The 22,149-nt window shown below is 65.9% G+C and carries 21 protein-coding genes; 7 read left to right on the top strand and 14 right to left on the bottom strand.

What is annotated here, in order from left to right; all coding sequences use genetic code 11:
• Positions 1–9: 9 nt before the first annotated feature.
• The 8 genes from PYV55_RS01860 to moaE form a co-directional block, all read right to left on the bottom strand.
• Positions 10–528 carry a disulfide bond formation protein B gene (locus PYV55_RS01860; protein WP_275848745.1) on the bottom strand — a complete coding sequence of 173 codons (519 nt, stop codon included), beginning with the start codon at positions 526–528 and terminating at the stop codon, positions 10–12.
• 44 nt (positions 529–572) lie between these two features.
• Positions 573–1,718 carry a sulfate/molybdate ABC transporter ATP-binding protein gene (locus PYV55_RS01855; protein ID WP_275848743.1) on the bottom strand — a complete coding sequence of 382 codons (1,146 nt, stop codon included), beginning with the start codon at positions 1,716–1,718 and terminating at the stop codon, positions 573–575.
• A gap of 7 nt (positions 1,719–1,725) precedes the next feature.
• On the bottom strand, positions 1,726–2,625 hold the full coding sequence (gene cysW / locus PYV55_RS01850; protein ID WP_275848741.1) for a sulfate ABC transporter permease subunit CysW: 900 nt from the start codon (positions 2,623–2,625) through the stop codon (positions 1,726–1,728).
• Positions 2,626–2,627: 2 nt separating this feature from the next.
• On the bottom strand, positions 2,628–3,542 hold the full coding sequence (cysT, locus tag PYV55_RS01845; RefSeq protein ID WP_275848739.1) for a sulfate ABC transporter permease subunit CysT: 915 nt from the start codon (positions 3,540–3,542) through the stop codon (positions 2,628–2,630).
• 27 nt (positions 3,543–3,569) lie between these two features.
• Entirely contained in the window at positions 3,570–4,583 is a 1,014-nt protein-coding gene (locus tag PYV55_RS01840) for a sulfate ABC transporter substrate-binding protein (protein WP_275848737.1), read from the bottom strand.
• A 185-nt stretch (positions 4,584–4,768) separates the two neighbouring features.
• Positions 4,769–5,287 (bottom strand): GNAT family N-acetyltransferase, encoded by a 519-nt coding sequence (locus tag PYV55_RS01835; RefSeq protein ID WP_275848735.1) that lies wholly within the window; start codon positions 5,285–5,287, stop codon positions 4,769–4,771.
• 146 nt (positions 5,288–5,433) lie between these two features.
• Positions 5,434–8,040: an ATP-dependent chaperone ClpB gene (gene clpB / locus PYV55_RS01830; RefSeq protein WP_275848733.1), complete on the bottom strand. Its 2,607-nt coding sequence runs from the start codon at positions 8,038–8,040 to the stop codon at positions 5,434–5,436.
• Between the two features lie 102 nt (positions 8,041–8,142).
• Positions 8,143–8,634, bottom strand: a complete 492-nt coding sequence (gene moaE, locus PYV55_RS01825) for a molybdopterin synthase catalytic subunit MoaE (protein WP_275848731.1) — start codon at positions 8,632–8,634, stop codon at positions 8,143–8,145.
• Between the two features lie 354 nt (positions 8,635–8,988).
• On the opposite strand from moaE, the gene PYV55_RS01820 reads away from it, so the two are divergent.
• Positions 8,989–9,243: a hypothetical protein gene (locus PYV55_RS01820; RefSeq protein WP_275848729.1), complete on the top strand. Its 255-nt coding sequence runs from the start codon at positions 8,989–8,991 to the stop codon at positions 9,241–9,243.
• 34 nt (positions 9,244–9,277) lie between these two features.
• On the opposite strand, the gene PYV55_RS01815 is transcribed toward PYV55_RS01820, so the two are convergent.
• The gene (locus PYV55_RS01815; protein WP_275848898.1) at positions 9,278–10,723 is read right to left on the bottom strand and encodes an ATP-binding protein; all 1,446 of its coding nucleotides are present in this window, start codon (positions 10,721–10,723) and stop codon (positions 9,278–9,280) included.
• A gap of 80 nt (positions 10,724–10,803) precedes the next feature.
• Positions 10,804–11,535 (bottom strand): osmolarity response regulator transcription factor OmpR, encoded by a 732-nt coding sequence (gene ompR, locus PYV55_RS01810; RefSeq protein WP_275848727.1) that lies wholly within the window; start codon positions 11,533–11,535, stop codon positions 10,804–10,806.
• A 194-nt stretch (positions 11,536–11,729) separates the two neighbouring features.
• Between ompR and PYV55_RS01805 the strand changes: the two genes are divergently transcribed.
• The 6 genes from PYV55_RS01805 to rpmG all read left to right on the top strand — a co-directional run bounded on the left by PYV55_RS01805 (position 11,730) and on the right by rpmG (position 18,004).
• On the top strand, positions 11,730–12,452 hold the full coding sequence (locus PYV55_RS01805) for an SIMPL domain-containing protein (RefSeq protein ID WP_275848725.1): 723 nt from the start codon (positions 11,730–11,732) through the stop codon (positions 12,450–12,452).
• A 130-nt stretch (positions 12,453–12,582) separates the two neighbouring features.
• On the top strand, positions 12,583–13,923 hold the full coding sequence (locus tag PYV55_RS01800) for a chloride channel protein (RefSeq protein WP_275848723.1): 1,341 nt from the start codon (positions 12,583–12,585) through the stop codon (positions 13,921–13,923).
• Between the two features lie 143 nt (positions 13,924–14,066).
• Complete coding sequence (locus PYV55_RS01795) at positions 14,067–15,092, top strand: alpha/beta fold hydrolase (RefSeq protein ID WP_275848721.1); 1,026 nt, start codon at positions 14,067–14,069, stop codon at positions 15,090–15,092.
• Complete coding sequence (locus PYV55_RS01790) at positions 15,089–17,308, top strand: RelA/SpoT family protein (RefSeq protein ID WP_275848719.1); 2,220 nt, start codon at positions 15,089–15,091, stop codon at positions 17,306–17,308. Before PYV55_RS01795 ends, PYV55_RS01790 begins: the two co-directional genes overlap by 4 nt.
• Positions 17,309–17,584: 276 nt before the next feature.
• On the top strand, positions 17,585–17,818 hold the full coding sequence (rpmB, locus tag PYV55_RS01785) for a 50S ribosomal protein L28 (RefSeq protein WP_114483713.1): 234 nt from the start codon (positions 17,585–17,587) through the stop codon (positions 17,816–17,818).
• Positions 17,819–17,833: 15 nt separating this feature from the next.
• Complete coding sequence (rpmG, locus tag PYV55_RS01780; RefSeq protein WP_114483712.1) at positions 17,834–18,004, top strand: 50S ribosomal protein L33; 171 nt, start codon at positions 17,834–17,836, stop codon at positions 18,002–18,004.
• A 97-nt stretch (positions 18,005–18,101) separates the two neighbouring features.
• Here rpmG and PYV55_RS01775 read toward each other — a convergent pair whose 3' ends face one another.
• The 4 genes from PYV55_RS01775 to PYV55_RS01760 all read right to left on the bottom strand — a co-directional run bounded on the left by PYV55_RS01775 (position 18,102) and on the right by PYV55_RS01760 (position 22,110).
• Positions 18,102–19,292, bottom strand: coding sequence for a DesA family fatty acid desaturase (locus PYV55_RS01775; RefSeq protein WP_275848716.1), 1,191 nt, complete (start codon positions 19,290–19,292; stop codon positions 18,102–18,104).
• A gap of 188 nt (positions 19,293–19,480) precedes the next feature.
• A complete protein-coding gene (locus PYV55_RS01770; protein WP_275848713.1) occupies positions 19,481–20,752 on the bottom strand; it encodes an RsmB/NOP family class I SAM-dependent RNA methyltransferase in 1,272 nt (423 codons plus the stop codon).
• Positions 20,753–20,834: 82 nt separating this feature from the next.
• Positions 20,835–21,416 (bottom strand): phosphoribosylglycinamide formyltransferase, encoded by a 582-nt coding sequence (gene purN / locus PYV55_RS01765; RefSeq protein WP_275848711.1) that lies wholly within the window; start codon positions 21,414–21,416, stop codon positions 20,835–20,837.
• A 136-nt stretch (positions 21,417–21,552) separates the two neighbouring features.
• Entirely contained in the window at positions 21,553–22,110 is a 558-nt protein-coding gene (locus PYV55_RS01760; RefSeq protein WP_275848709.1) for an HNH endonuclease, read from the bottom strand.
• Positions 22,111–22,149 lie beyond the last annotated feature (39 nt).

Below are 22,149 nucleotides of genomic sequence, written 5' to 3'. Positions count from 1 at the left end.
CGTTGCCGATCAGCGGCGTCCCACGCGCCAACGACCCACGCGCACGAGCACGGCGAGCAAAGCCACGCCCAGCCCGACAAAGCCCACGAAGGCCCAGTTCGCGAGCGAGCCGCCGAGCAAGGTCCAGTCAACCGCCGTGCAGTCGCCCGAGCCGCGGAAGATCATCGGCAAAGCGCGGCTCAGCGGGTAGTTTTCGATCATGCCGTAGAAGTCGCGCCCGCAGCTCACGACTTCGGGCGGGTACCACTGCAGCCAGCTCTGGCGCGCCGCCACGAAAGCCCCGAAGCCCGCCGCGAGCAGGCCCAGCGCGGCCCATACAAATATCCAGCCTTTTTGGCCTCTAGCGCTTGCTACACCTGCGCAAACAGCTACCAATATCAAAGCATAGCGCTGCACGATGCACATCGGGCAGGGCGTGAGCCCCACGCCGTATTGCAGGTACAGCCCAAAGCCCAGCATGGCCACGCACACCGCCGCCAGCAGCGCGAGCATGCGGCGCGGCGCGGCGTCTATCAAGTTCCAAAACATATGCGTCCTTGTTGCGCGGGCCGCTGCTGACACCACGAAAGGAATCAAATACCCGCGGCCTCGTCGAGAAACACCCGGGCGCGGCGCGGCGTGAGCACCAGCGTTTCGCCCGCGCGCAAGCCCATGTCGTGGAACTGCTGCGCGGGGATGTGCGCCTCGATCACACGCTGCGGCTGCGCCCCGGGGGGCGTATTGTGCCCCTCCGGCGCTGGTTGGATGCCATCGCTGGGCACGAGTTCCAGCCGCGCAATCGGGCCGACGACGATGGCGCGTTCGAGCTGCGCCACGATGCCGCTCGTGCGGCCCGCGTCCGCTGGCCCGGCACCGGGCGCGTAGCGCTGCACGTCGAACTCGTGCGGGCGCACGTAGGCGTAGGCCCTGGCGTTGTCGGCCTGCGCGTGCTCGGGCACTTCGATCTGCATGCCCTGCAGGTGCGCCAGGCCCTCGTGCGCGCGGCCGTGGAACAGGTTCACGTCGCCCAAAAAGCCGTACACGAAGGGGCTGGCCGGGTGCTCCCACACCTGCTGCGGCGAGCCGCTTTGCTCGATGCGGCCGCGGTGGATGACGACCACGCGGTCGGCCACTTCGAGCGCCTCTTCCTGGTCGTGCGTGACGAAGATGCTGGTCACGTGCAGCTCGTCGTGCAATCGGCGCAGCCAGCGGCGCAGTTCCTTGCGCACCTTGGCGTCGAGCGCGCCGAAGGGCTCGTCGAGCAGCAGCACCTGCGGCTCCACGGCCAGCGCACGCGCCAGGGCGATGCGCTGGCGCTGCCCGCCCGAGAGCTGCGCGGGATGCCGGTCGGCCAGCCAGTCGAGCTGCACGAGCTGCAGCAAGTCCATCACCTTGGCGCGGATCTGCGCCTCGCTCGGGCGCTCGCGGCGCGGCTTCATGCGCAGGCCGAAGGCCACGTTCTCGAACACCGTCATGTGGCGAAACAGCGCGTAGTGCTGGAACACGAAGCCCACCTTGCGCTCGCGCACGTGCACGTCGGTGCTGTCCTGCCCGGCAAACGCGATGCTGCCCGCGTCGGGCGTCTCCAGCCCCGCGATGATGCGCAGCAGCGTGGTCTTGCCGCAGCCCGAGGGGCCGAGCAGTGCAATGAGTTCGCCCGAGGCGATGTCCAGGCTCACGTCGCGCAGCGCCTGAAAGTCGCCGAAACGTTTGCTGATGTTGCGGATTTCGATGCTCATGGGAAATCTAAGTGTTGGGCCGCTCGGGCGGCAGGGCCGCCGCCTCGCGCAGCGCGCGTTCATTGCGGTGCTCGGCCCAGGTCTTGATGACCAAGGTCACCAGGGCCAGCAGCGCGAGCAGCGAGGCCGCGGCAAACGCCGCCACCGACTGGTATTCGTTGTAGAGAATCTCCACATGCAGCGGAATCGTGTTGGTCTGCCCGCGGATATGCCCCGAGACCACCGACACCGCGCCAAACTCGCCCATGGCGCGCGCGTTGCACAGAATCACGCCGTACAGCAGCCCCCAGCGGATGTTGGGCAGCGTCACATGCCAGAAGGTCTGCCAGCCCGAGGCGCCGAGCACGATCGCGGCCTGCTCCTCGTCGCTGCCCTGCGCCTGCATCAGCGGGATCAGCTCGCGCGCAATGAACGGAAAGGTCACGAACACCGTGGCCAGCACGATGCCCGGCACGGCAAAAACGACCTTGATGTCGTGCGCTGCGAGCCACGGCCCGAACCAGCCCTGCGCGCCGTAGAGCAGCACATAGGTCAGCCCCGCCACCACGGGCGAGACGGAAAACGGCAAGTCCACCAGCGTGGTCAAAAACGCCTTGCCGCGGAATTCGTACTTGGCAATACACCAGGCCGCGGCCACACCAAACACCAGATTCAGCGGCACGGCGATGGCCGCGGTGAGCAGCGTCAGGCGTATCGCCGCCCAGGCGTCGGGCTCGCGCAGGCTCGCCAGGTAGGCGTTCAGGCCCTGGCGCAGCGCCTCGGTGAACACGGCGGCCAGCGGCAGCAGCAAAAACAGCAGCATGAAGCCGAGCGCGAGCGCCGTCAGCGCCCAGCGTACCCAGGGCACCTCGGTGGTGCCGCTTTGGGCGCGCGCCACAGTGCGCGCGGAAACCACAGACGGATTCATCCCTACACCCCCGCCCGGCGGCGCTGCCATGCCTGCAGCGCGTTGATGAACAGCAGCAGCACGAACGAGATCAGCAGCATCACCACGGCCACCGCGGTCGCGCCGGCGTAGTCGTATTGCTCGAGCTTGCCGATGATGACGAGCGGCGTGATCTCGGACACCATGGGCATGTTGCCCGCAATGAAGATCACCGAGCCATACTCGCCCACGGCGCGCGCAAACGCCATGGCAAAGCCCGTGAGCAGCGCCGGCGCGATGGTGGGCAAGATCACCTTGCAGAACGTCTGCCAGCGCGACGCGCCCAGGCAGGCGGCGGCCTCTTCGAGCTCCTTTTCCATGTCCTGCAGCACCGGCTGCACCGTGCGCACCACGAAAGGCAGGCCGATGAAGATCAGCGCCACCACGATGCCCGCCGGCCGAAACGCGAGCACGATGCCCAGAGGCTCCAGGTACTGCCCCACCCAGCCATTGCCCGCAAGCAGCGCCGTGAGCGCGATACCAGCGACGGCCGTGGGCAGCGCAAATGGCAGATCGACGAGCGCATCGACGATCTTCTTGCCCGGAAAAGCGTAGCGCACCAGCACCCAGGCGATCAGCAGGCCGAACACCAGGTTCACGAGCGCGGCGATCAGCGCGGCGCCAAAGGTCAGCCGGTACGAGGCGAGCACGCGCGGCGCGCTCACGGCGAGCCAGAACTGCTCCCAGCTCAGCGTGAAAGACTTGGTCACCAGCGCCGCGAGCGGCAGCAGCACGATCGCGCTCAAATAAAACAGCGTGTAGCCCAGCGTCAGGCCAAAGCCCGGCAGCACACGCCGGGGCCGACGGCGCGCGGCGCGGGCTGGGGGCGTGGCGGGCAGCACCCCGGAGCGAGCTTCAGACCCAGCCTCGGGCGCCAGCGTGGAATGCGCAGCAAGCATGTGCAAACGGCGATGCGTGCAGGCGGCTCAGCGCGCGCCCGGCGTGTAGAGCTTGTCGAACTGGCCACCGTCGTTGAAGTGCACTTTCTGCGCCTCCGTGAGGCTGCCGAAATACTTGGCGACGGTGAACTGGCGGATGGGCTTGAAGGTGGCCGCGTATTTTTTGAGCACGGCTTCCGAGCGCGGGCGGATCGCGTGCCTGGCCGCGATCTCTTGCGCCTCGTCCGAATACAGATAGTCCAGATACGCCTTGGCCAGCGCCGCCGTACCCTTCTTGGCCACGGTGCGCTCGACCACCGCAACCGGGTTCTCGGCCACGATGCTGACCGACGGATACACCGCATCGACCTTGCCCGCGCCGAATTCGCGGTCTATGGACACCACCTCGGACTCGAACGTGATCAGCACGTCACCGATGTTGCGCTGCAAAAAGATCGCCGTGGCGTCGCGCCCGCCCTTGGCGAGCACGGGCACGTTCTTGAACAGCTTGCCCACGAACTCGGCCGCCTGCGCCTCGCTGCCGCCCTTTTCGCGCACCGCGCCCCAGGCCGCGAGGTAGGCGTAGCGGCCATTACCGCCCGTCTTGGGGTTGACCACGATCACCTGCACGCCGGGCTTGACGAGGTCTTCCCAGTCCTTGATGCCCTTGGGGTTGCCGTTGCGCACCAGAAACAGCATGGTCGAAGCCGTGGGCGCGGCGTTGTGCGGAAACCTTTGCGCCCAGTCCTTGGCGACGACGCCCTGGCTGGCCAGAAACTCCACGTCGGTGGTCGTGTTCATGGTCACCACGTCGGCCGCCAGCCCGTCGGCCACGGCACGCGCCTGCGCACTCGAGCCGCCGTGCGACTGGTCGATCTTCACGTCCTGGCCCGTGGTCTTTTTGTAATGCGCGACGAACGCAGCGTTGTAGTCCTTGTAAAACTCGCGCGCCACGTCGTAAGACACGTTGAGCAGGCTTTGCTGCGCGGCCGCGAGCGTGCTGGCGGCCAGCGCAGCGCTGGCCAGAATGATTCTGAGGGTTCTGAAACGAAGCGAAATCATGTCTGCGGTACCTGATGGAATGGGCAATCAGGCGCATTGTCCGCAGCACTCGTTCAAACACAAACGAATATATTTTTGTTAATAAATCGCCAGAAAGGCATAAAGAAGGGGCGGCAGCAATAGGTAGCCGCTTTTTGGACGTCAGCCGTCCGCCATCATCCCGCGTCCCAATGAACAATCCGGGTTCAATGCAGCGCGCGCTTGAGGCGGATTTCCTCGATGCGCACGCCGCCCACGAGCGAGGTCTTGGCCGTCGCCAGTTCGCGCTTGAAGCCCGCGGTTTCATGAAAGCGCAGGGCACGCTCGTTGCACAGGGGAATCCACACCGTGGCAGTGGTGCAGCCCTCTTCGAGCAGACCGTCGCGCGCCGCGTCCCACAAGGCCAGGCCTACGCCCTGTTGCCAATGGCTGGGCGCGGCGTAAATGGCCCAGATCTCGCCCGTGGTCGGGCGCGACTTGGGGTCGCGCGAGCGGTCGTAGCCGACGAAGCCGACGACTTTGTCGCCCTCGAGCGCCACCATGACCTGCGGCTCGCAGTATTCGATGGCTTCGCGCCAATAGGCCTGGCGCTCTTCGGGCTTCAGGGCACGCAGATAGTCCTCCGGCAGCAGGCCCCGGTAGGCCTCCTGCACGGCAAAGGTGTGGACTTGGGCGATGGCTTTGGCGTCGCGCAGCGTGGCAGGACGGACCTCGATGTTGGGCATGCAAAAAACGGCAAAGTGACAAAAGGCCGGCATTGTGCGCGCAATCGGGCCAGCCTGGCAAAAAAAGCGTAAAAAAAGCTGCCAGCGCTTGTATGTCAAGCGCTGGCAGCTATCATTTTAATTAGCTTGCGGACTTGGCTCTGCACTTACTCCTGCGCGCTGGCAGCGAACTGGAACACGCCCGGCTCGCGCACCGGATCGACCGTGACGCGGATGTTGCTCTTGGGCGCAAAGCGCCCTTCGAGCAGCAGCTTGGACAAGGGGTTTTCGATGCGCTGCTGGATCGCGCGCTTGAGCGGCCGCGCACCGAACACCGGGTCGAAGCCCACCTTGGCAAGCTCTGCCAGCGCGGCGTCGGTGACCTCGAGTTCGAGCTCCATCCTGGCCAGGCGCTCGGTAAGCACCTTGAGCTGGATCTTCGCAATGGCACCGATCTGGCTCGCATCCAGGCCGTGAAACACCACGATTTCGTCGATGCGGTTCAGGAACTCGGGGCGGAAGTGGTTCTTCAGCTCGTCGAACACCGCATCCTTGACTTCATCGTAAGGCCGGCCCGCCATGCTTTGGATCATGGGGCTGCCGATGTTGCTGGTCATGATGATCACGGTGTTCTTGAAGTCCACCGTGCGCCCCTGGCCATCGGTCAGGCGCCCGTCGTCGAGCACCTGCAGCAGCACATTGAACACGTCGGGGTGGGCCTTTTCCACCTCGTCGAGCAAGACCACGCTGTAGGGCTTGCGGCGCACGGCCTCGGTCAGGTAGCCGCCCTCCTCGTAGCCCACGTAGCCCGGCGGCGCGCCGATCAGGCGTGCGACCGAGTGCTTTTCCATGAACTCGCTCATGTCGATGCGGATCAGGTGCTCTTCGCTGTCGAACAAAAAGCCCGCGAGCGCCTTGCACAGCTCGGTCTTGCCCACGCCCGTGGGGCCGAGGAACAGGAAGCTGCCCGTGGGCCGGTTCGGGTCAGAAAGGCCCGAGCGCGAGCGCCGGATGGCGTTGGCCACGGCGGAAATCGCCTCGTCCTGGCCGACCACGCGCTCGTGCAGGTGCTCTTCCATGTGCAGCAGCTTTTCGCGCTCGCCCTGCATCATCTTGGACACCGGGATGCCCGTCATGCGGCTCACCACCTCGGCGATTTCTTCGGCGCCGACCTGGGTGCGCAGCAGGCGATGGGGTGCAGGCGCGCCGTCCTTGCCCGCCTCCTTGGCCTGGGCTTCCTTGAGCTGCTTTTCCAGCTCGGGCAGCTTGCCGTATTGCAGCTCGGCCACCTTGTTGAAGTCGCCCTTGCGCTTGAATTCCTCGATCTGCAACTTGGCCTGCTCGATCTGCTCGCGCACCTGCTGGCTGCCCTGGGCCTGCGCCTTTTCGGCCATCCAGATGGCTTCGAGGTCGGCAATCTCTTTTTTCAGCTTGGCGATTTCTTCTTCGATCAGGGCCAGGCGTTTTTGCGAGGCCTCGTCCTTTTCTTTCTTGACGGCTTCGCGCTCGATCTGCAGCTGGATCAGGCGGCGGTCGAGCTTGTCGATCTCTTCGGGCTTGGAGTCGATCTCCATCTTGATCTTGGCCGCGGCCTCGTCGATCAGGTCTATGGCCTTGTCGGGCAGGAATCGGTCGGTGATGTAGCGGTGCGAGAGCTCGGCCGCAGCCACGATGGCCGGATCGGTGATGTCCACGCCATGGTGCAGCTCGTACTTTTCCTGCAGACCGCGCAGGATGGCAATGGTGGCCTCCACGCTGGGCTCGCCCACCAGGATCTTTTGAAAACGGCGCTCGAGTGCGGCGTCTTTTTCGATGTATTTGCGGTACTCGTCGAGCGTGGTCGCGCCTATGCAGTGCAGTTCGCCGCGCGCCAGCGCGGGCTTGAGCATGTTGCCCGCGTCCATTGCGCCTTCGGCCTTGCCGGCGCCGACCATGGTGTGCAGCTCGTCGATGAAGACGATGGTCTTGCCCTCGTCCTTGGCCAGTTCATTGAGCACGTTTTTCAGACGCTCTTCGAACTCGCCGCGGTACTTGGCGCCGGCCAGCAGCGCCGCCATGTCGAGCGAAAGCACGCGCTTGTCGCGCAGCGACTCGGGCACCTCGCCCGCGACGATGCGCTGCGCCAGCCCTTCGACGATGGCCGTCTTGCCCACGCCGGGCTCGCCGATCAGCACCGGGTTGTTCTTGGTGCGCCGCTGCAGCACCTGGATGGCACGGCGGATTTCGTCGTCGCGGCCTATCACCGGGTCGAGCTTGCCCTGGCGCGCGCGCTCGGTCAGGTCTATGCAGTATTTCTTGAGCGCCTCGCGCTGGCCTTCGGCCTCGGGGCTGTCCACCTTCTGACCGCCGCGCACGGCTGTTATCGCGGCCTCGAGGCTCTTGCGCGTGAGGCCGTTTTCCTGAGCGATGCGCCCGGCCTCGCCCTTGCTGTCGGCAACGGCGAGCAAAAACAGCTCGCTCGCAATGTATTCGTCACCGCGCTTGATGGCTTCTTTTTCCGTGGCCTGCAGCACGCGCGCAAGTTCCTGCCCTACCTGCACTTGCTCCTGGCCCTGCACCTGGGGCAGACGCTTGACGGCGGCTTCGGCCGCAGTGAGCAGGCCCTGCACGTTGACGCCCGCGCGCTGCAGCAGCGCGCGCGGCCCGTCTTCCTGGCGCAGCATGGCCACGAGCACGTGCGCCGGCTCGATATAGGCGTGGTCGTTGCCGAGCGCCAGCGACTGGGCGTCGCTCAGGGCCTCCTGGAATTTGGTCGTAAGTTTGTCGCTCCGCATGGGTTATTACCTCCGTTGGGATCGCAACTGAGGGGCGTGCGCACCATTTCAAGGCAGGCCCACGCAAATGCGGTTAACCTGCATCAAAACCCAAGGGGCGGCTCATTCAGCCGCGTTGCGCGCCGCGATGCCCCAGCGCGCGAGCGCTGCGTCGTCGCTCACACGCGCATCCACCCAGCGCGCGCCCTGCGGCGTCTGCTCTTTTTTCCAGAACGGCGCCTGCGTCTTGAGGTAGTCCATGAGAAATTCGCAGGCTTGAAAGCTGGCCCCGCGGTGCGCCGCCGTCACGGCCACGAGCACGATCTGCGCGCAAGGCTGCAGCAGACCCACGCGGTGGATCACACGCACGGCGTAGATCGGAAAGCGCGCAAAAGCCTCATCCACCATGGTCTGGATGGCCTTTTCCGTCATGCCCGGGTAGTGCTCTAGCTCCAGGCTGGCCACGGCGTCGCCGTCGTTGTGGTCACGCACCAGACCAACAAAGCTGCACAGCGCACCCACGCGACGGTCTTGCGCGCGCAGGGCGGCCAGTTCGGCGCCCAGGTCGAAGTCGGCCGTCTGGATGGAAATGGAGGAGGCGGAGGAGGCGTTCATGGCATGCGTACCGGTGCTGCAGATTGAAGCCTATTTCAGTAGGGAACATGCCCCGCGCCATGGCCTTGCGCGATGCCTGGCTAGGCGCAGGGGGCGACGTGGAGCGGTGCTCCATGAGCCACCTGCAACACCGCCAGGGGCGCGCAAGGCCATGGCCCTGCGGGTTGCGGTCAGGGGCGGCGTCTGCAGCGTTGCCGCGCTTGTCCAGGCATGTAGCATGGACAGCGCGCTGCGCCTTGCATCCATCCGCCCCTGACCGCAACGCGGGGCATGTTACCTACTGAAATAGGCTCTTAGTAGCATTGCCCTGCACTGTATCGCTGTCTCTCTGCCCGCCACCCACCGGATACCCTCATGGCCAGCCGCACCATCACCACCGCCCACTACAAGCTCTACCCCTCGCCGCGCAACGAAAGCCACACGGTGTTCGCGCACGAATCGTTCGTGCCCTACCCGTATGCGCTGATCGACCTGCCGAGCTTCGACCTCGCGGGCAAAAGCAGCCTGTTTGCCGCCTGCCGCCTGGCCGATATGAAGATGGGGCAACTGGTGACTTTCGAACTCGAACAGGACTTGCACAGGTTCGAAAGCCGCTTTGTGCCGGACTGAATCGCAAGGTCTCGCTGAACGCAGCCGAAACTGCCTACGCCGCCGTGCGTTGGCGTTTGACCGAGGGGCGCTGCAGGCGCGGCTGCGGGTCTTCGCCCGGCGGCAGGCTGGCCACGCGCCGCAGGGTGATCTGCGCCTCCAAACCGCCCGAACGCGCATTGACCAGGCTCAGCGTGCCGCCCATGCGGCGCACGGTCTTGTCCACGATCGAAAGGCCCAGCCCCGCCCCCGCGGCAGCCGTGCGCGCCGCGTCGCCGCGGAAAAACGGCTTGGTCAGACTCGCGAGCTGCTCGGGCGGAACGCCCGGGCCGTGGTCGCGCAGCTTGAGCAGCACCCACTCGTCGCGCGCCCTGGCGGCGATGTCCACCCGCGTGATTTCAGTGCCCTGCGTTTTGCCGTAGCGGCGCGCGTTCTCGAGCAGGTTGGAGATCACGCGCGCGAGCTCGACCTCGTCGGCCTGCACGTTCAGGTCTTCGGGCACGGACATGCGGATCTGCAAGGCCTGGTGGTTTTGCAGCGCATACACGCACGAGGACACCACGCCGTGCAGATTCACCGGCGTGAGCGTGGCGTGGTCGGGGCGCGCATAGTCGAGGAACTTGTCTATGGTCGCATCGAGCTGCACGATGTCGGCCACCATGTGTGCGCGCGCCACCTCGTCGGCCACGCTCATCTCGGTTTCGAGCCGCAGGCGCGCGAGCGGCGTGCGCAGGTCGTGCGAAATGCCCGCGAGCATCACGGCGCGGTCCTGCTCGAGCTTGGCCAGGCGCTCGGCCATGCGGTTGAAGCCGATGTTGACCTCGCGCACCTCACTGGTGGTGACGTCTTCGTCGAGGTGGCTGGCCGCGAAATCGCCCTCGCGCACGCGGCTGGTCGCGTGGGACAGCTGCTTGAGCGGGCGGTTGATGAGCCGCGCGATCACCGCGGCGCCGGCAAGCGAGAGCATGCCCACCATCGCAAGCCACATCAGCCAGGTGCGCCCACCTGCGGGACTGAAGCGTGCCTGGTCCATGCGCAGCCAGTTCGGATCGCCATTGATGTTGAAGCCCACCCACAGGCCCGGCTCGCCGTTCACGTCCTGGGCCACGACGGTGTCGGGGCCCAGGCGGCGCGCGAGCTCCTGCGTCAGCCGTCGCGCGAGCGCGGAGCCGGCCAGCGGCTCGTAGCGGTCGCTGGGCTCGCGCGGCATGATGCGCACGCCCTCCTGCTCGGCCATGGTCTTGATCAGCGACACGCGCGCAATCGGGTCGGCGTGTACCAGCGCCGCGCGGCTCAGGTTGACCAGCGAGGCCGCCTGCTGCGCCATCTGCAGCGTGCGCGGCTCGAATTCGAGCACGCGCAGGATCTGCAGCCACGCGAGGATGCTGCCCGCTAGCAGCAAGGCGAGCAGAATGAACGTGCGCCAGAAAAGGTTCAGCCCCAGGTTTGCGCGCGTCTTGCCCTTGGCGCTGGCCTCTGGCGATTCCAGCGGCGCCGGCATCGTAAGCTCCGCAGCCACTTCCTCGACGTTGACCTGCGACTCCCGGAAGGCCGAATGCGCGCCCGTTTGCGGCATGGGCATCAGCTCGCCCCATCCGGCACGAACACGTAGCCCACACCCCACACGGTCTGGATGTAGCGCGGCGACGCGGCGTCAGCCTCGATCAGCTTGCGCAGGCGCGAAATCTGCACGTCCAGACTGCGGTCGAAAGGCTCGAACTCACGCCCGCGCGCGAGCAGCGCCAGCTTTTCGCGCGACAGCGGCTGGCGCGGATGCCGCACCAACGCCTTGAGCATGGCGAATTCGCCTGTGGTCAGGGGCAGTTCCTCGTCGTTGCGAAGCAGCACGCGCGTGCCCAGATCGAAGGTGAAGGGACCGAAATTCACGACCTCGTTCTCGCCCGAGGGCGCGCCGGGCGCCTCGGGTACGGGACGGCGGCGCAGCACGGCATGGATGCGTGCGAGCAGCTCGCGCGGGTTGAAGGGTTTGCCGAGGTAATCGTCCGCCCCCACCTCGAGGCCGACGATGCGATCCACGTCCTCGCCCTTGGCCGTGAGCATGATGATGGGCGTGCGGTCGTTCGCGGCGCGCAGGCGGCGGCAGATCGACAGGCCGTCCTCACCCGGCATCATGAGGTCGAGCACGATGAGATCGACCGCTTCGCGCAGCAAAATGCGGTTCAGCGCCTTGCCGTCCTCGGCCAGCATGACTTCAAAGCCTTCCTGCGTAAGGTAGCGGCGCAGCAGATCGCGGATGCGCGCATCGTCGTCCACCACCAGAATCTTGTCGGTGCGGTTGCTCGTGGTATTCATCATGACTCCCGGTCGAATTTGTAACAACGGCGATTCTGACCAGCTTGCAGCGCAAAATTTCCGTTTTTGCGCCGGACCTGACGCACTGTTACAAGTCTTGCCGCGCCGTACCGTGCGTTTTCTGCGCCTTCACGCGCCGTCTGCATGCAGGTGCCTATCCTCTGCCAATCCCCTACTGCTCAGGAGTTCCTGCCATGCCAAGGATGATAAAAATCATAGCTGCCTACGCTTTATATACGGCCTCTGCAGCCATTTTTGCCCAAAATCTTCCCGCCCCCCAACCGGCGCCCGCCGCGAACCTGCTGCAGCTCTCGACCAGCGCCACGGTGGAGGTGGCGCAGGACTGGCTGACGCTGACCCTGTCCACCACCAAAGAGGCCGCAGATGCGCCCAGCGTGCAGGCGCAGCTCACGCAGGCGCTGGATGCCGCGCTCGCACAGGCGCGCCGCCAGGCCCAGCCCGGCCAGATGGAAGTGCGCACAGGGCCCTTCGGCCTGTCCCCGCGCTACGGCAAGGACGGCAAGATCAACGGCTGGCAGGGCCGCGCCGAACTGGTGCTCGCGGGGCGCGACTTTGCGCGCATCACGGGCACGGCCGGCCAGATCCAGACCTTGAGCGTCAGCGCCGTGGGTTTCTCGCTCGCGCCCGAATCGCGCACCAAGGCCGAAAACGCAGCGCAGGCCCAGGCCGTCACCCGCTTCCAGGAGCGCGCCGCCACGCTCGCGCAAGCCTTCGGCTTTGGCGGCTACACGCTGCGCAGCGTGGCCGTGCACACCAGCGGGCAATACCCCGCCCCGCAGCCACGCATGCTCGCCATGGCGACCAAGACGGCCCCGCTCGAAGACGCCGCCGTACCCGTGGAAGCCGGCAAAGCCCAGGTGAGCGCGCAGGTGTCGGGAGAAGTGCAGATGCGCTGAAGGCGAAAATGTGCCCTGGCATGCGCCGGCCGGCATTGCGAAAATCCCGCGGTTTACAAGAAGCCATCACGCCTTCGCTCCACGGCTATCCTCTCTGGCGATGGCGCCCAACACCCCTCGCTCCAACCCCATGCAACAAGACCCCCTGATCGCCAAGGCCCTGAAGTCCGAATTGCAAGACCAAAATCTCTGGAAAACCCGCATCGTCGTACTTGTTTTTGGAGCTTTTTCAGGCCTCACCGTGGTGGCGCTCACCTGGCTGGGCGAGCGCGCCTCGAACCTGTTCGAGCACGCACGCGCAATGGCGTTCTGGCTCCCCTTGCTCTGGACGCCGGCCTGGACGGCGCTGATTGTCTGGATGACACGCCGCTGGGCTCCGGGTGCTGCGGGCTCCGGCATTCCCCAGGTCATGGCAGCACTCCATCCAGGCGTGACCGGCACACCGTGGAAGTCCCTTTACGTGTCGTTTCGACTCAGCGTGGCCAAGATCGCGTTGACCGCTTTGGGGCTACTGGGTGGTCTTTCACAAGGGCGGGAAGGTCCTTCGGTGCAGATCGGAGCCGGGATCATGCATTCAGCCCGCCATTGGTTACCGCCCAAAGCCGCCGTTTCGCCGCACGGCTTGTTGATCGCGGGAGGGGCGGCAGGCATCGCCGCGGCATTCAACACGCCGCTGGGTGGCATCATGTTTGCCATCGAAGAGCTGTCCCGCCGCCCGGAACAACGCAATAACGGCCTCCTCATGGCGGCCATCATTCTTGCCGGCATCATGGGCATATCGGCATATGGCAATGCCACCTACTTCGGCATCATTCGCGTCGCAGCGGTGGGCTGGTCCTTATGGTGGCCGGCGGTACTGGTGGCCGTGGTCTGCGGACTGGCGGGAGGGCTGTTTTCGCGCCTGCTCATCCGCTCGCTTTCCGAGCGCTCGCCCGACCGACTGACCCAATTGCGCCAGCAATACCCCATCCGGTTCGCAGCCGCATGTGGATTGGCCGTAGCCGTCATGGGACTCATCTCCGACGGCGCTGTCTTTGGCTCAGGCTATGCATACAACCGTGCTTTGCTGGAAGGAGGAACGGACACCAATCCTTTGTATGCCCTGTTGAAATTTCTCGCCACCTGGCTCACGGCCTGGTCTGGAGCGCCAGGCGGTATTTTTGCCCCTGCGCTGTCGATCGGCGGTGCGCTGGGGCACGACATAGCCCTGCTGACAGGCCATGTGGACACGCCCACACTCATCGCGTTGGGAATGGCCGCCTTTCTCTCTGCCGTGACGCAGGCACCCATGACGTCCTTCATCATCGTGATGGAGATGGTGGACGGCCACAGCCTCGTGCTGAGCCTCATGGCCTGTAGCCTGCTCGCTTCCGGCATATCGCGCCTGATCAGCCGACCTCTTTATCCGGGTCTGGCCGAACTCCAACTGCGACGTCTACCCACGCCGGTGGAGCCAACGGCGTTGCATTGATTCACCCAGGAGACGAACCAGCAGGGGCAAACCTCATGGATTCACCGACATCAAGATCGAAAATACACCTTGGCGTCCCTGACGGCCGACAGGCTGATGGCATGATTTCCGTTCATCACTTCACAACGCAAACTTCCTCTGCCATGACCGAACCCCGCTTGAACTACGTCCTTTGCCCAGGTGCGGCTTCGCCTCGCAGCCCCCTGGTCGCCCCCGATGCGCCGGCGGCCGGGCCCGGGCAGCACCGCATGGCCTATTGGGAATGGAACGGACAACAGAGCGACAGCGGCAACCCTGCGCCCCCGCACGTGGTGCTGTGCGTGCACGGCCTCTCGCGCCAGGGGCGCGACTTCGACGCGCTGGCGCGCGCCTTGGGCCGGCACGCGCGTGTGGTCTGCCCCGACATGCCCGGACGCGGACGCAGCGACTGGCTTGCCGACCCCATGGCCTATGCCGTGCCGCAATACGCGGCCGACATCCTCGCCCTGCTCGCGCAGCTGCAGCGCGAGGCCCCCATCCAGACGCTCGACTGGGTCGGCACCAGCATGGGCGGCTTGATCGGCATGGCCGTGTGCGGCCAGCCCGGACTTTGCATCCCCGACGACCCGAACGCCACTGGCCAGGCCGTGGGCAGCCACTGGCCACTCGCCGTGCCCGTGCGCCGGCTCGTGCTCAACGACATCGGCCCCCGCATCGACACGCTCGGGCTGCAACGCATCGGCGAATATGTGGGCCAGCCCGTGCGCTACGACACCCTGGAGCAAGCCGCCGAAGCGCTGCGCTCGACCTTGAGCGGCCCGCACCGCCACGAAGACTGGCTCGCGCTGACGCGCCACATGCTGCGCCCCGCGCCCGAGGGCGGGCTGATGCTGCACTACGACCCCGACATCGCCCAAGCCTTTCGCGCCACGCCGCCGGGTGCCGCAGAGCAGGGCGAGGCGCTGATGTGGCAGCTCTACGACCGCATCCGCGCACACACGCTGCTGCTGCGCGGGCTTGAATCCGACATCCTCTCGGCCGAAACGGCGCAGGCCATGGCGCAGCGCGGGCCGCGCGCACACGTCGTCGAATTTCCGGGCGTGGGCCACGCGCCCACGCTGATGACACCCGAGCAGATCGGGCCCGTGGTCGATTTTTTGCTTGCACCCAAGCAACACTCTGCCGGATGAAGTCACAAGCCTCGGGCGCAGTCGCGCCCACTTTCCCGCAAGCTTCTGCGCAACTGCCGCACTTGCTTGCAGCCACGCGGCACACGCTGGCCGAACAGGTCGGCGCGCTCGAACGTGCGCGCTTGTTTGCCGAGCCGCTGCTGGCCGGCGAGACGCTGGACTCGGGCGAGAACACGCTCGCGCACGCCGACGCGATGGCCGAAATCCTCAAAGCCATGGGCGGCTCCGAGGCCATGCAGGCCGCGAGCTACCTGGTCTATGCCTGCGACCACCTCACCAAACCCGAAGAGATCATCGCCAAAGCCTTCGGCGCCGACTTCGCCAGGCTCGCCGTCGAGACCACCAAGCTCATGCGCGTGCAGCGCCAGGCGCGCGGCGCGCAACAGCTCGACGACCCCGCCCTGCAGGCCGAAAACGTGCGCAAGATGCTGCTCGCCTTCTCGCGTGATCTGCGCGTGGTGATGCTGCGCCTGGCTTCGCGCCTGCAAACGCTGCGCTTTCACGCGGCCAGCAAGCGTCCGGTCTCGCCGAACCTGGCGCGCGAATCATTGCAGGTGTTTGCACCGCTCGCGAACCGCCTGGGCATCTGGCAGATCAAGTGGGAGCTCGAAGACCTGTCGTTTCGCTTCCTCGAGCCCGACACCTACAAACAGGTGGCGCGCCTGCTCGACGAAAAGCGCGCCGAGCGCGAACTCGCCATGGAGCAGCTGCGCGCGCAGCTCGAAGCCGACCTGCGCGCGCACAGCATCAGCGCCACGGTGCAGGGGCGCCCCAAACACATCTACAGCATCGTCAAAAAAATGCGCGGCAAGTCGCTCGACTTCGACCAGGTGTTCGACATCCGCGCGCTGCGCGTGATCGTTCCCAGCGTGAAGGACTGCTACGCCGCGCTCTCGCGGGTGCACGAGCGCTTCGCGCCCATCGTCGAGCAGTTCGACGACTACATCGCGCGCCCCAAGCCCAACGGCTACCAGTCGCTGCACACCGTGGTGCGCGATGCCAGCGGCAAGCCCATCGAAATCCAGCTCCGCACCCAGGCCATGCACGAACACGCCGAACACGGCGTGGCCGCGCACTGGGCCTACAAAGAGGCTGGCAGCAAGGGCTACGCAGGCGTGTCCGCCGACAGCGAATACGATGCCAAGATCGCCGTGCTGCGCCAGCTGCTGGCCTGGCAGAGCGACCTCGTCGGCGAAGCGCGGCACAGCAGCCTGTTCGAAGACCGCATCTACGTGCTCACGCCCGACGCCGCCGTGATCGAGCTGCCGCAGGGCGCCACGCCCGTCGATTTCGCCTACGCGGTGCACACCAGCCTGGGCCACCGCTGCCGCGGCGCGCGCGCGGACGGCGTCATGGTGCCGCTCAACACGCCGCTGCACAACGGCCAGACGGTCGAAATCATCGCCGCCAAGGACGAGGAGCGCCCCTCGCGCGACTGGCTCAACGCCGAGCTTGGCTACCTCACGAGCCCGCGCGCACGCGCCAAGGTACGCGCCTGGTTCAACGCCCAGGCCATGCACGAAACCATCGCGCGCGGGCGCGAAGCCGTCGAAAAGCTGCTGCAGCGCGAAGGCAAGACGGCCCTCAAGCTCGACGAGCTCGCCACCCAATTGGGCTTCAAATCGGCCGATGCGCTCTTCGAGGTCGTGGGCAAGGACGAATACTCGCTGCGCAACATCGAAAACCTGCTGCGCCCGCCGCCAGCGCCCGAAGCCGCGCCGCAAGACCTGCCGGTCTTCAAAAAGGCGCGTGCCAGCGCCTCGGCGCACCGCAGCGGCGTGCTCGTGGTCGGCGTCGATTCGCTCATGACGCAGCTCGCCAAATGCTGCAAACCCGCGCCGCCCGACGCCATTGGCGGCTTCGTCACGCGCGGCAAGGGCGTGAGCGTGCACCGCGCCGACTGCAGCAATTTCCGCGAACTGGCCGCGCGCAACCCCGAGCGCGTGATCGAGGTCGAATGGGGCACACCCAAGGCGGCTGCTCCCGTCTATCCGGTCGATGTCGCGATCGAAGCCGCCGACCGCCAGGGCCTGCTGCGCGACATCTCGGACGTGTTCGCACGCGAAAAGACCAACGTCATCGGCGTGCAAACCCAATCCGTCAAGGGCACGGCCTGGATGACCTTCACGGTCGAAGTCAGCGACGCCGGCCGCCTCAGCAAGGTGCTGGGCATCGTCGCGAGCGTGGCCGGCGTGCGCTGGGCACGGCGGCGCTGACACTGCCAGCGTGCGGCGTTTCGGCGCACAGCACAACAGCACAGACACCCCCCGAAAAAATTCCCAGAAAAAGACCGCCCAAAAAGCCCGATCTGGCTATAATCGCGGGCTTTGCCGCACTTGGCAGCAGTTGCAATGCTGCTTTACTGTGCAAGGCAAAAACGGGTTACCGCCACCCTTTCTGGCGAGGTGAGGCCGCAGGCACAGCAAGAAAGCGCGATGGCGCCTTTATTCTTGGCAGCTGCAGGCGGCCGTGATCAATATCGGAGTGTCCTCATGGCACGCGTTTGCGACGTAACGGGCAAGAAGCCCATGGTGGGAAACAACGTTTCCCACGCCAACAACAAAACCAAGCGCCGGTTCCTGCCGAACCTGCAATACCGCCGTTTCTGGGTCGAGAGCGAAAACCGCTGGGTGCGCCTGCGCATCACCAACGCGGCCTTGCGCCTGATCGACAAGAAGGGCATCGATGCCGTGCTTGCAGACCTGCGTGCACGCGGCCAGGCTTAAGAAGGAGAACGCACCATGGCAAGCAAAGGCGGACGCGACAAAATCAAGCTGGAATCCACTGCGGGTACCGGCCACTTCTACACCACGACCAAAAACAAAAAGACCACGCCCGACAAAATGGTGATCATGAAATTTGATCCCAAGGCGCGCAAGCACGTCGAATACAAGGAAACCAAGCTGAAGTAAGCCGCTGCAAAGCCGCTTTTTCAGTCGCTCGAAAATCCGCCCGGCGCCAAGGTGCCGGGCGGATTTTTTTATGCGACAGATATGGATATGCGGCGCCTCAGGCACGCACGGCACGCAGGCGCAGCGCAAAGTCGCGCAACGCGGCGATGCCGCTGTCTTCGGCGCGGCGGCACCAGGCTTGCAACTCGGCCGTGAGCTGCGCGCGCGTGTGCGTGGTGCTGAGCCACAGCTGGCGCAGCTCCTCGCGCATGGTGAGCATTTGGTCGAGCGCCGGGTGCGCGGCGCGCGCCTTGGCAAGCTGCGGCAGTGCCGCGGCGGGCAGCTTCTCGATGTCGCGGTGCAGCCAGCGGCGCACCGTGCGCAGCGAAGCGTCGGGCTGCAGGCGCTCGAACTCGCGGCGCATGCTGCGGGCGTAGCGCGCCATGACCTCGTAGCGGTGCGCAATCAGCGCCTCCAGCGTCTGTTCGTCGGCCACGGGGCGCACGGCGCCAAAACGCAGCCGCGGCGGTACCTTTTTCACCGTGGCCCAGCCGAGTCTTTGCAGCAGCCGGATGTAAAACCAGCCCAGATCGAACTCGTACGGCTTGACCGCGAACTTGGCCGCCGTCGGGTAGGTGTGGTGGTTGTTGTGCAGCTCCTCGCCGCCGATCACCAGGCCCCAGGGCACCAGATTGGTGCTTGCGTCGGACGACTCGAAGTTGCGATAGCCCCAAAAGTGGCCCACGCCGTTGACCACGCCCGCCGCCCAGAACGGAATCCACACCATCTGCACGGCCCACACTGCCGCACCGATGGCGCCAAAGAGCGCCAGATCGAGCAGCAGCATCAGCCCCACGCCCTGCCAGGTGTAGCGGCTGTAGAGGTGGCGCTCGATCCAGTCGTCGGGCGTGCCGTGGCCGAACTTGCGCAGGGTTTCCTCATTTTTGGCCTCGGCGCGGTAGAGCTCGGCGCCGCGCCAGAGCACGGCATCGAGCCCGCGCGTTTGCGGGCTGTGCGGATCGTCGGGCGTTTCGCACTTGGCGTGGTGCTTGCGGTGGATCGCCACCCACTGCCGGGTGACCATGCCCGTGCCCAGCCAAAGCCAAAAACGGAAGAAATGCGCGGGAATCGGGTGCAGATCCAGCGCGCGGTGCGCCTGCGCGCGGTGCAAAAACACGGTGACGGCGACGATGGTCACATGCGTGGTCGCCAGCGTGTAAAAAACGATTTGCCACCAGGAAAGATGCCACAGGCCGTGGCCCAGCCAGTCAATGGCTGCGCTGAACGCAGCCCCATCCACAAAAGACATAACACTCCAAAACAAACATGGCCCCGCGGCATCCTCCGCTCACGCAGAGGCAAACCGCGCCCGCGCCGCATCTACGCGGCGCGAGGGCTTGGATTGTAGAGAGGTGCTGGCTATGCGCCATGCGTGAAAACCATGGCGACAGCGCTGGCCCCGCGCGCGCTCACGCACGGCCGTCTCTCTTTGCGCGCTCACTGGCGCGTCCACACCGCAGCAAAAAAACCATCGGTCTGGTGCTTGTGCGGCCACAGGCGCAGGTAGGCCGAATCCGTGGCGCCGCCGCTGCACAGCGCCCTGCCCTGCGCCAGCTTGAGCTGCTCGAGCAACTCGCCCGTTTCGAGCGGCACAAATTCGGGCTGCGCGGCGCCGAAAGCCTCGGCGATGGCCTCGTTTTCCTCGCGCAGCAGGCTGCAGGTCGCATAGACCAGGCGTCCGCCGGGCTTGAGCAGCCGCGCCGCGCTCGCGAGGATCGCGGCCTGCTTGTGCGTGAGCTCCTGCACGCTCTGCGGCGACTGGCGCCACTTCAAATCCGGATTGCGCCGCAGCGTGCCCAGGCCCGAGCATGGCGCATCGACAAGCACGCGGTCGATCTTGCCCGCCAGGCGTTTGACGCGCTCGTCGCGCTCGTGCGCGATCGCCACCGGGTGCACGTTGGACAGCCCGCTGCGCGCGAGCCGCGGCTTGAGTGCTTCGAGTCGGTGCGCTGACACGTCGAAGGCATAGAGCCGCCCGGTGTTGCGCATGGCCGCGCCCAGCGCGAGCGTCTTGCCGCCCGCGCCCGCACAAAAATCGACCACCATCTCGCCGCGGCGCGCGTCCAGCAGCAGCGCGAGCAATTGCGATCCTTCGTCCTGCACCTCGAAGGCGCCACGCTCGAACGCCGGCAGCCGCGCGAGCACGGGCTTGCCCTGCACGCGCAAGCCCCAGGGAGAATACGGCGTAACTACCGATTCAATAGCTGCTCGTGCAAGCTCCGCCTGCACTTGTTCGCGTTTTTCCTTCAAAACGTTGACGCGCAAGTCGAGTGGCGCGGTCTGCAGCAGGCTCTGCGCCAACGGCCAAAACTCGGCGCCGAGCTGCGCCTTGAGCGGCTGCGCAATCCATTCGGGCAGGTTGTGGCGGTGCGGTTCGAGCAAATCTGCGGGATCGACCCCATTGCAGGCTTCGAGCCAGCTTTTTTCCTGCATGCCCAAGGCGCTGTAGAGAAAGTCGCGCGGGCCATGGAAGCCCAAAATCGCCAGGCGCCGCTCCTTGGGGCCCGAGCCCGAGCGCGCCAGGTATTCGAACAGCAGCTTTTTGCGCAGCACGGCATAGACGGTCTCGGCCAGCGTCGCGCGCTCGCGCGGGCCCAGGTTGCGGTGCTCGCGAAAAAAGCGCGACACCACGGCATCGGCCGGGTGCTCGAACGTCAGGGTGCGGCGCACGAGCTCGGCGCAGGTGTCCAGCAAGGCTTTGGGGTGCATAAGGCAGTTGGGCTCACCCTTTTGGGCAGCAAAAAATAGGAGTCAAATCGGGCTTGAGCGCTCATTTAACAAGCGCAAGCAGCTACTTTTTCGAAAGCAACTGCGCAATCGCGCGCGGGTAGATCAGGTGCTCTTGCGAGAGCACGCGCGCGCGCAGCGCCGCAGCGTCGTCACCCGGCAAAATGGGCACCACGGCCTGCTCAAGGATAGGGCCGGTGTCGAGTTCGGCCGTGACCAGGTGCACGGTGGCGCCGGCAAACTTGCAGCCCGCGGCAATGGCGCGCTCGTGCGTGTGCAGGCCGCTGAAGGCCGGCAGCAGCGAGGGGTGGATGTTCACGAGCCGCCCGGCGTAGTGCGCGACGAAGCCCGGCGTCAGAATGCGCATGAAGCCCGCGAGCAGCACGAGCACGGGCTCGTAGCGGTCGATGCGCTCCATGAGCGCGGCATCGAAGTCCTCACGGCGCGCAAAGCCCTGGTGCGCCAGCGCATCGGTGGCCAGCCCTTGCGCGCGCGCCCAGGCCAGGCCTGGCGCCTCGGGCTGGTTGCTGAGCACCGCTGCCACGCGCGCACCCAGGCGCTGCTCCCAGCGCTCTTGCTGCGCCGCGCGCACGATGGCCTGCATGTTCGAGCCCGCGCCCGAGATCAGGATCACGATATTTTTCATGGGGGCGGGATTATCTCAGGCTCGGCACGACAGGCGCCGAGTGCCATGGACGCCGAAACTGAGGCCCAAATGACCGTCAGCCGTCCGCCAACGCCCACGTAGGCGCGCAGCGCCGCCTCGTGGACAATCTGGGGGTTCAAGCCAGCAGCCGCGACGACCTGGGCACGTGGGCGAGCAAGAACTCCATCTGGTCGGCCAGGATACGCCGGTTGCGCAGGATGAAGTCCTCCCACAGACTGGGCACGTAGGGGGCGTACAGCAGCGGCATGTGTGCCTGCTCGGGCGTGCGTGCGCCTTTGCGGTGATTGCAGGCGCGGCAGGCCGTGACCACGTTCATCCAGTGGTCGCGCCCGCGCTGCGCAAGCGGCACGATGTGCTCGCGCGTGAGGTCTTCTTCGTCGCAGTGACCGCCGCAGTAGGCGCAGACGTTGCGGTCGCGCGCGAACAGTTTGGTGTTGGTCAGGCTGGACTTGAGGTTGAAGGGGTTGATGCCGGGCACGCCCTTGGTGCCTATGATGCTGTTGACGGCGATGACCGACTGCGCTCCCGTGACCGCGTTGTGCCCGCCGCGAAACAGCGCCACCTGCGCGCCGGACTCCCAGCGCACTTCGTCTGCGGCATAGTGCAGCACCGCCTGTTCGAGCGAAATCCACGCCTGGGGTAAACCCTGGGCCGAGAGCTTCAGTACCTTCACGAGACGCCTCCTGGATACGGCTTGGGCACAATATACTCC

The organism is Extensimonas soli, from assembly GCF_029211265.1.
Taxonomy (GTDB): Bacteria; Pseudomonadota; Gammaproteobacteria; order Burkholderiales; family Burkholderiaceae_C; genus Extensimonas; species Extensimonas soli.
This window is presented reverse-complemented; position numbering and strand designations above follow the sequence as displayed.

Bases quoted from the DNA above. Each gene is read 5' to 3' on its own strand.
- cysW (WP_275848741.1), bottom strand. From the start codon at position 2,625: ATGAATCCGTCTGTGGTTTCCGCGCGCACTGTGGCGCGCGCCCAAAGC.
- rpmB (WP_114483713.1), top strand. From the start codon at position 17,585: ATGGCACGCGTTTGCGACGTAACGGGCAAGAAGCCCATGGTGGGAAAC.
- PYV55_RS01800 (WP_275848723.1), top strand. From the start codon at position 12,583: ATGCAACAAGACCCCCTGATCGCCAAGGCCCTGAAGTCCGAATTGCAA.
- rpmG (WP_114483712.1), top strand. From the start codon at position 17,834: ATGGCAAGCAAAGGCGGACGCGACAAAATCAAGCTGGAATCCACTGCG.
- PYV55_RS01855 (WP_275848743.1), bottom strand. From the start codon at position 1,718: ATGAGCATCGAAATCCGCAACATCAGCAAACGTTTCGGCGACTTTCAG.
- PYV55_RS01860 (WP_275848745.1), bottom strand. From the start codon at position 528: ATGTTTTGGAACTTGATAGACGCCGCGCCGCGCCGCATGCTCGCGCTG.
- PYV55_RS01840 (WP_275848737.1), bottom strand. From the start codon at position 4,583: ATGATTTCGCTTCGTTTCAGAACCCTCAGAATCATTCTGGCCAGCGCT.
- PYV55_RS01805 (WP_275848725.1), top strand. From the start codon at position 11,730: ATGCCAAGGATGATAAAAATCATAGCTGCCTACGCTTTATATACGGCC.
- PYV55_RS01820 (WP_275848729.1), top strand. From the start codon at position 8,989: ATGGCCAGCCGCACCATCACCACCGCCCACTACAAGCTCTACCCCTCG.
- PYV55_RS01835 (WP_275848735.1), bottom strand. From the start codon at position 5,287: ATGCCCAACATCGAGGTCCGTCCTGCCACGCTGCGCGACGCCAAAGCC.
- PYV55_RS01775 (WP_275848716.1), bottom strand. From the start codon at position 19,292: ATGTCTTTTGTGGATGGGGCTGCGTTCAGCGCAGCCATTGACTGGCTG.
- clpB (WP_275848733.1), bottom strand. From the start codon at position 8,040: ATGCGGAGCGACAAACTTACGACCAAATTCCAGGAGGCCCTGAGCGAC.
- ompR (WP_275848727.1), bottom strand. From the start codon at position 11,535: ATGAATACCACGAGCAACCGCACCGACAAGATTCTGGTGGTGGACGAC.
- PYV55_RS01795 (WP_275848721.1), top strand. From the start codon at position 14,067: ATGACCGAACCCCGCTTGAACTACGTCCTTTGCCCAGGTGCGGCTTCG.
- PYV55_RS01815 (WP_275848898.1), bottom strand. From the start codon at position 10,723: ATGCCGGCGCCGCTGGAATCGCCAGAGGCCAGCGCCAAGGGCAAGACG.
- PYV55_RS01770 (WP_275848713.1), bottom strand. From the start codon at position 20,752: ATGCACCCCAAAGCCTTGCTGGACACCTGCGCCGAGCTCGTGCGCCGC.
- purN (WP_275848711.1), bottom strand. From the start codon at position 21,416: ATGAAAAATATCGTGATCCTGATCTCGGGCGCGGGCTCGAACATGCAG.
- moaE (WP_275848731.1), bottom strand. From the start codon at position 8,634: ATGAACGCCTCCTCCGCCTCCTCCATTTCCATCCAGACGGCCGACTTC.
- cysT (WP_275848739.1), bottom strand. From the start codon at position 3,542: ATGCTTGCTGCGCATTCCACGCTGGCGCCCGAGGCTGGGTCTGAAGCT.
- PYV55_RS01790 (WP_275848719.1), top strand. From the start codon at position 15,089: ATGAAGTCACAAGCCTCGGGCGCAGTCGCGCCCACTTTCCCGCAAGCT.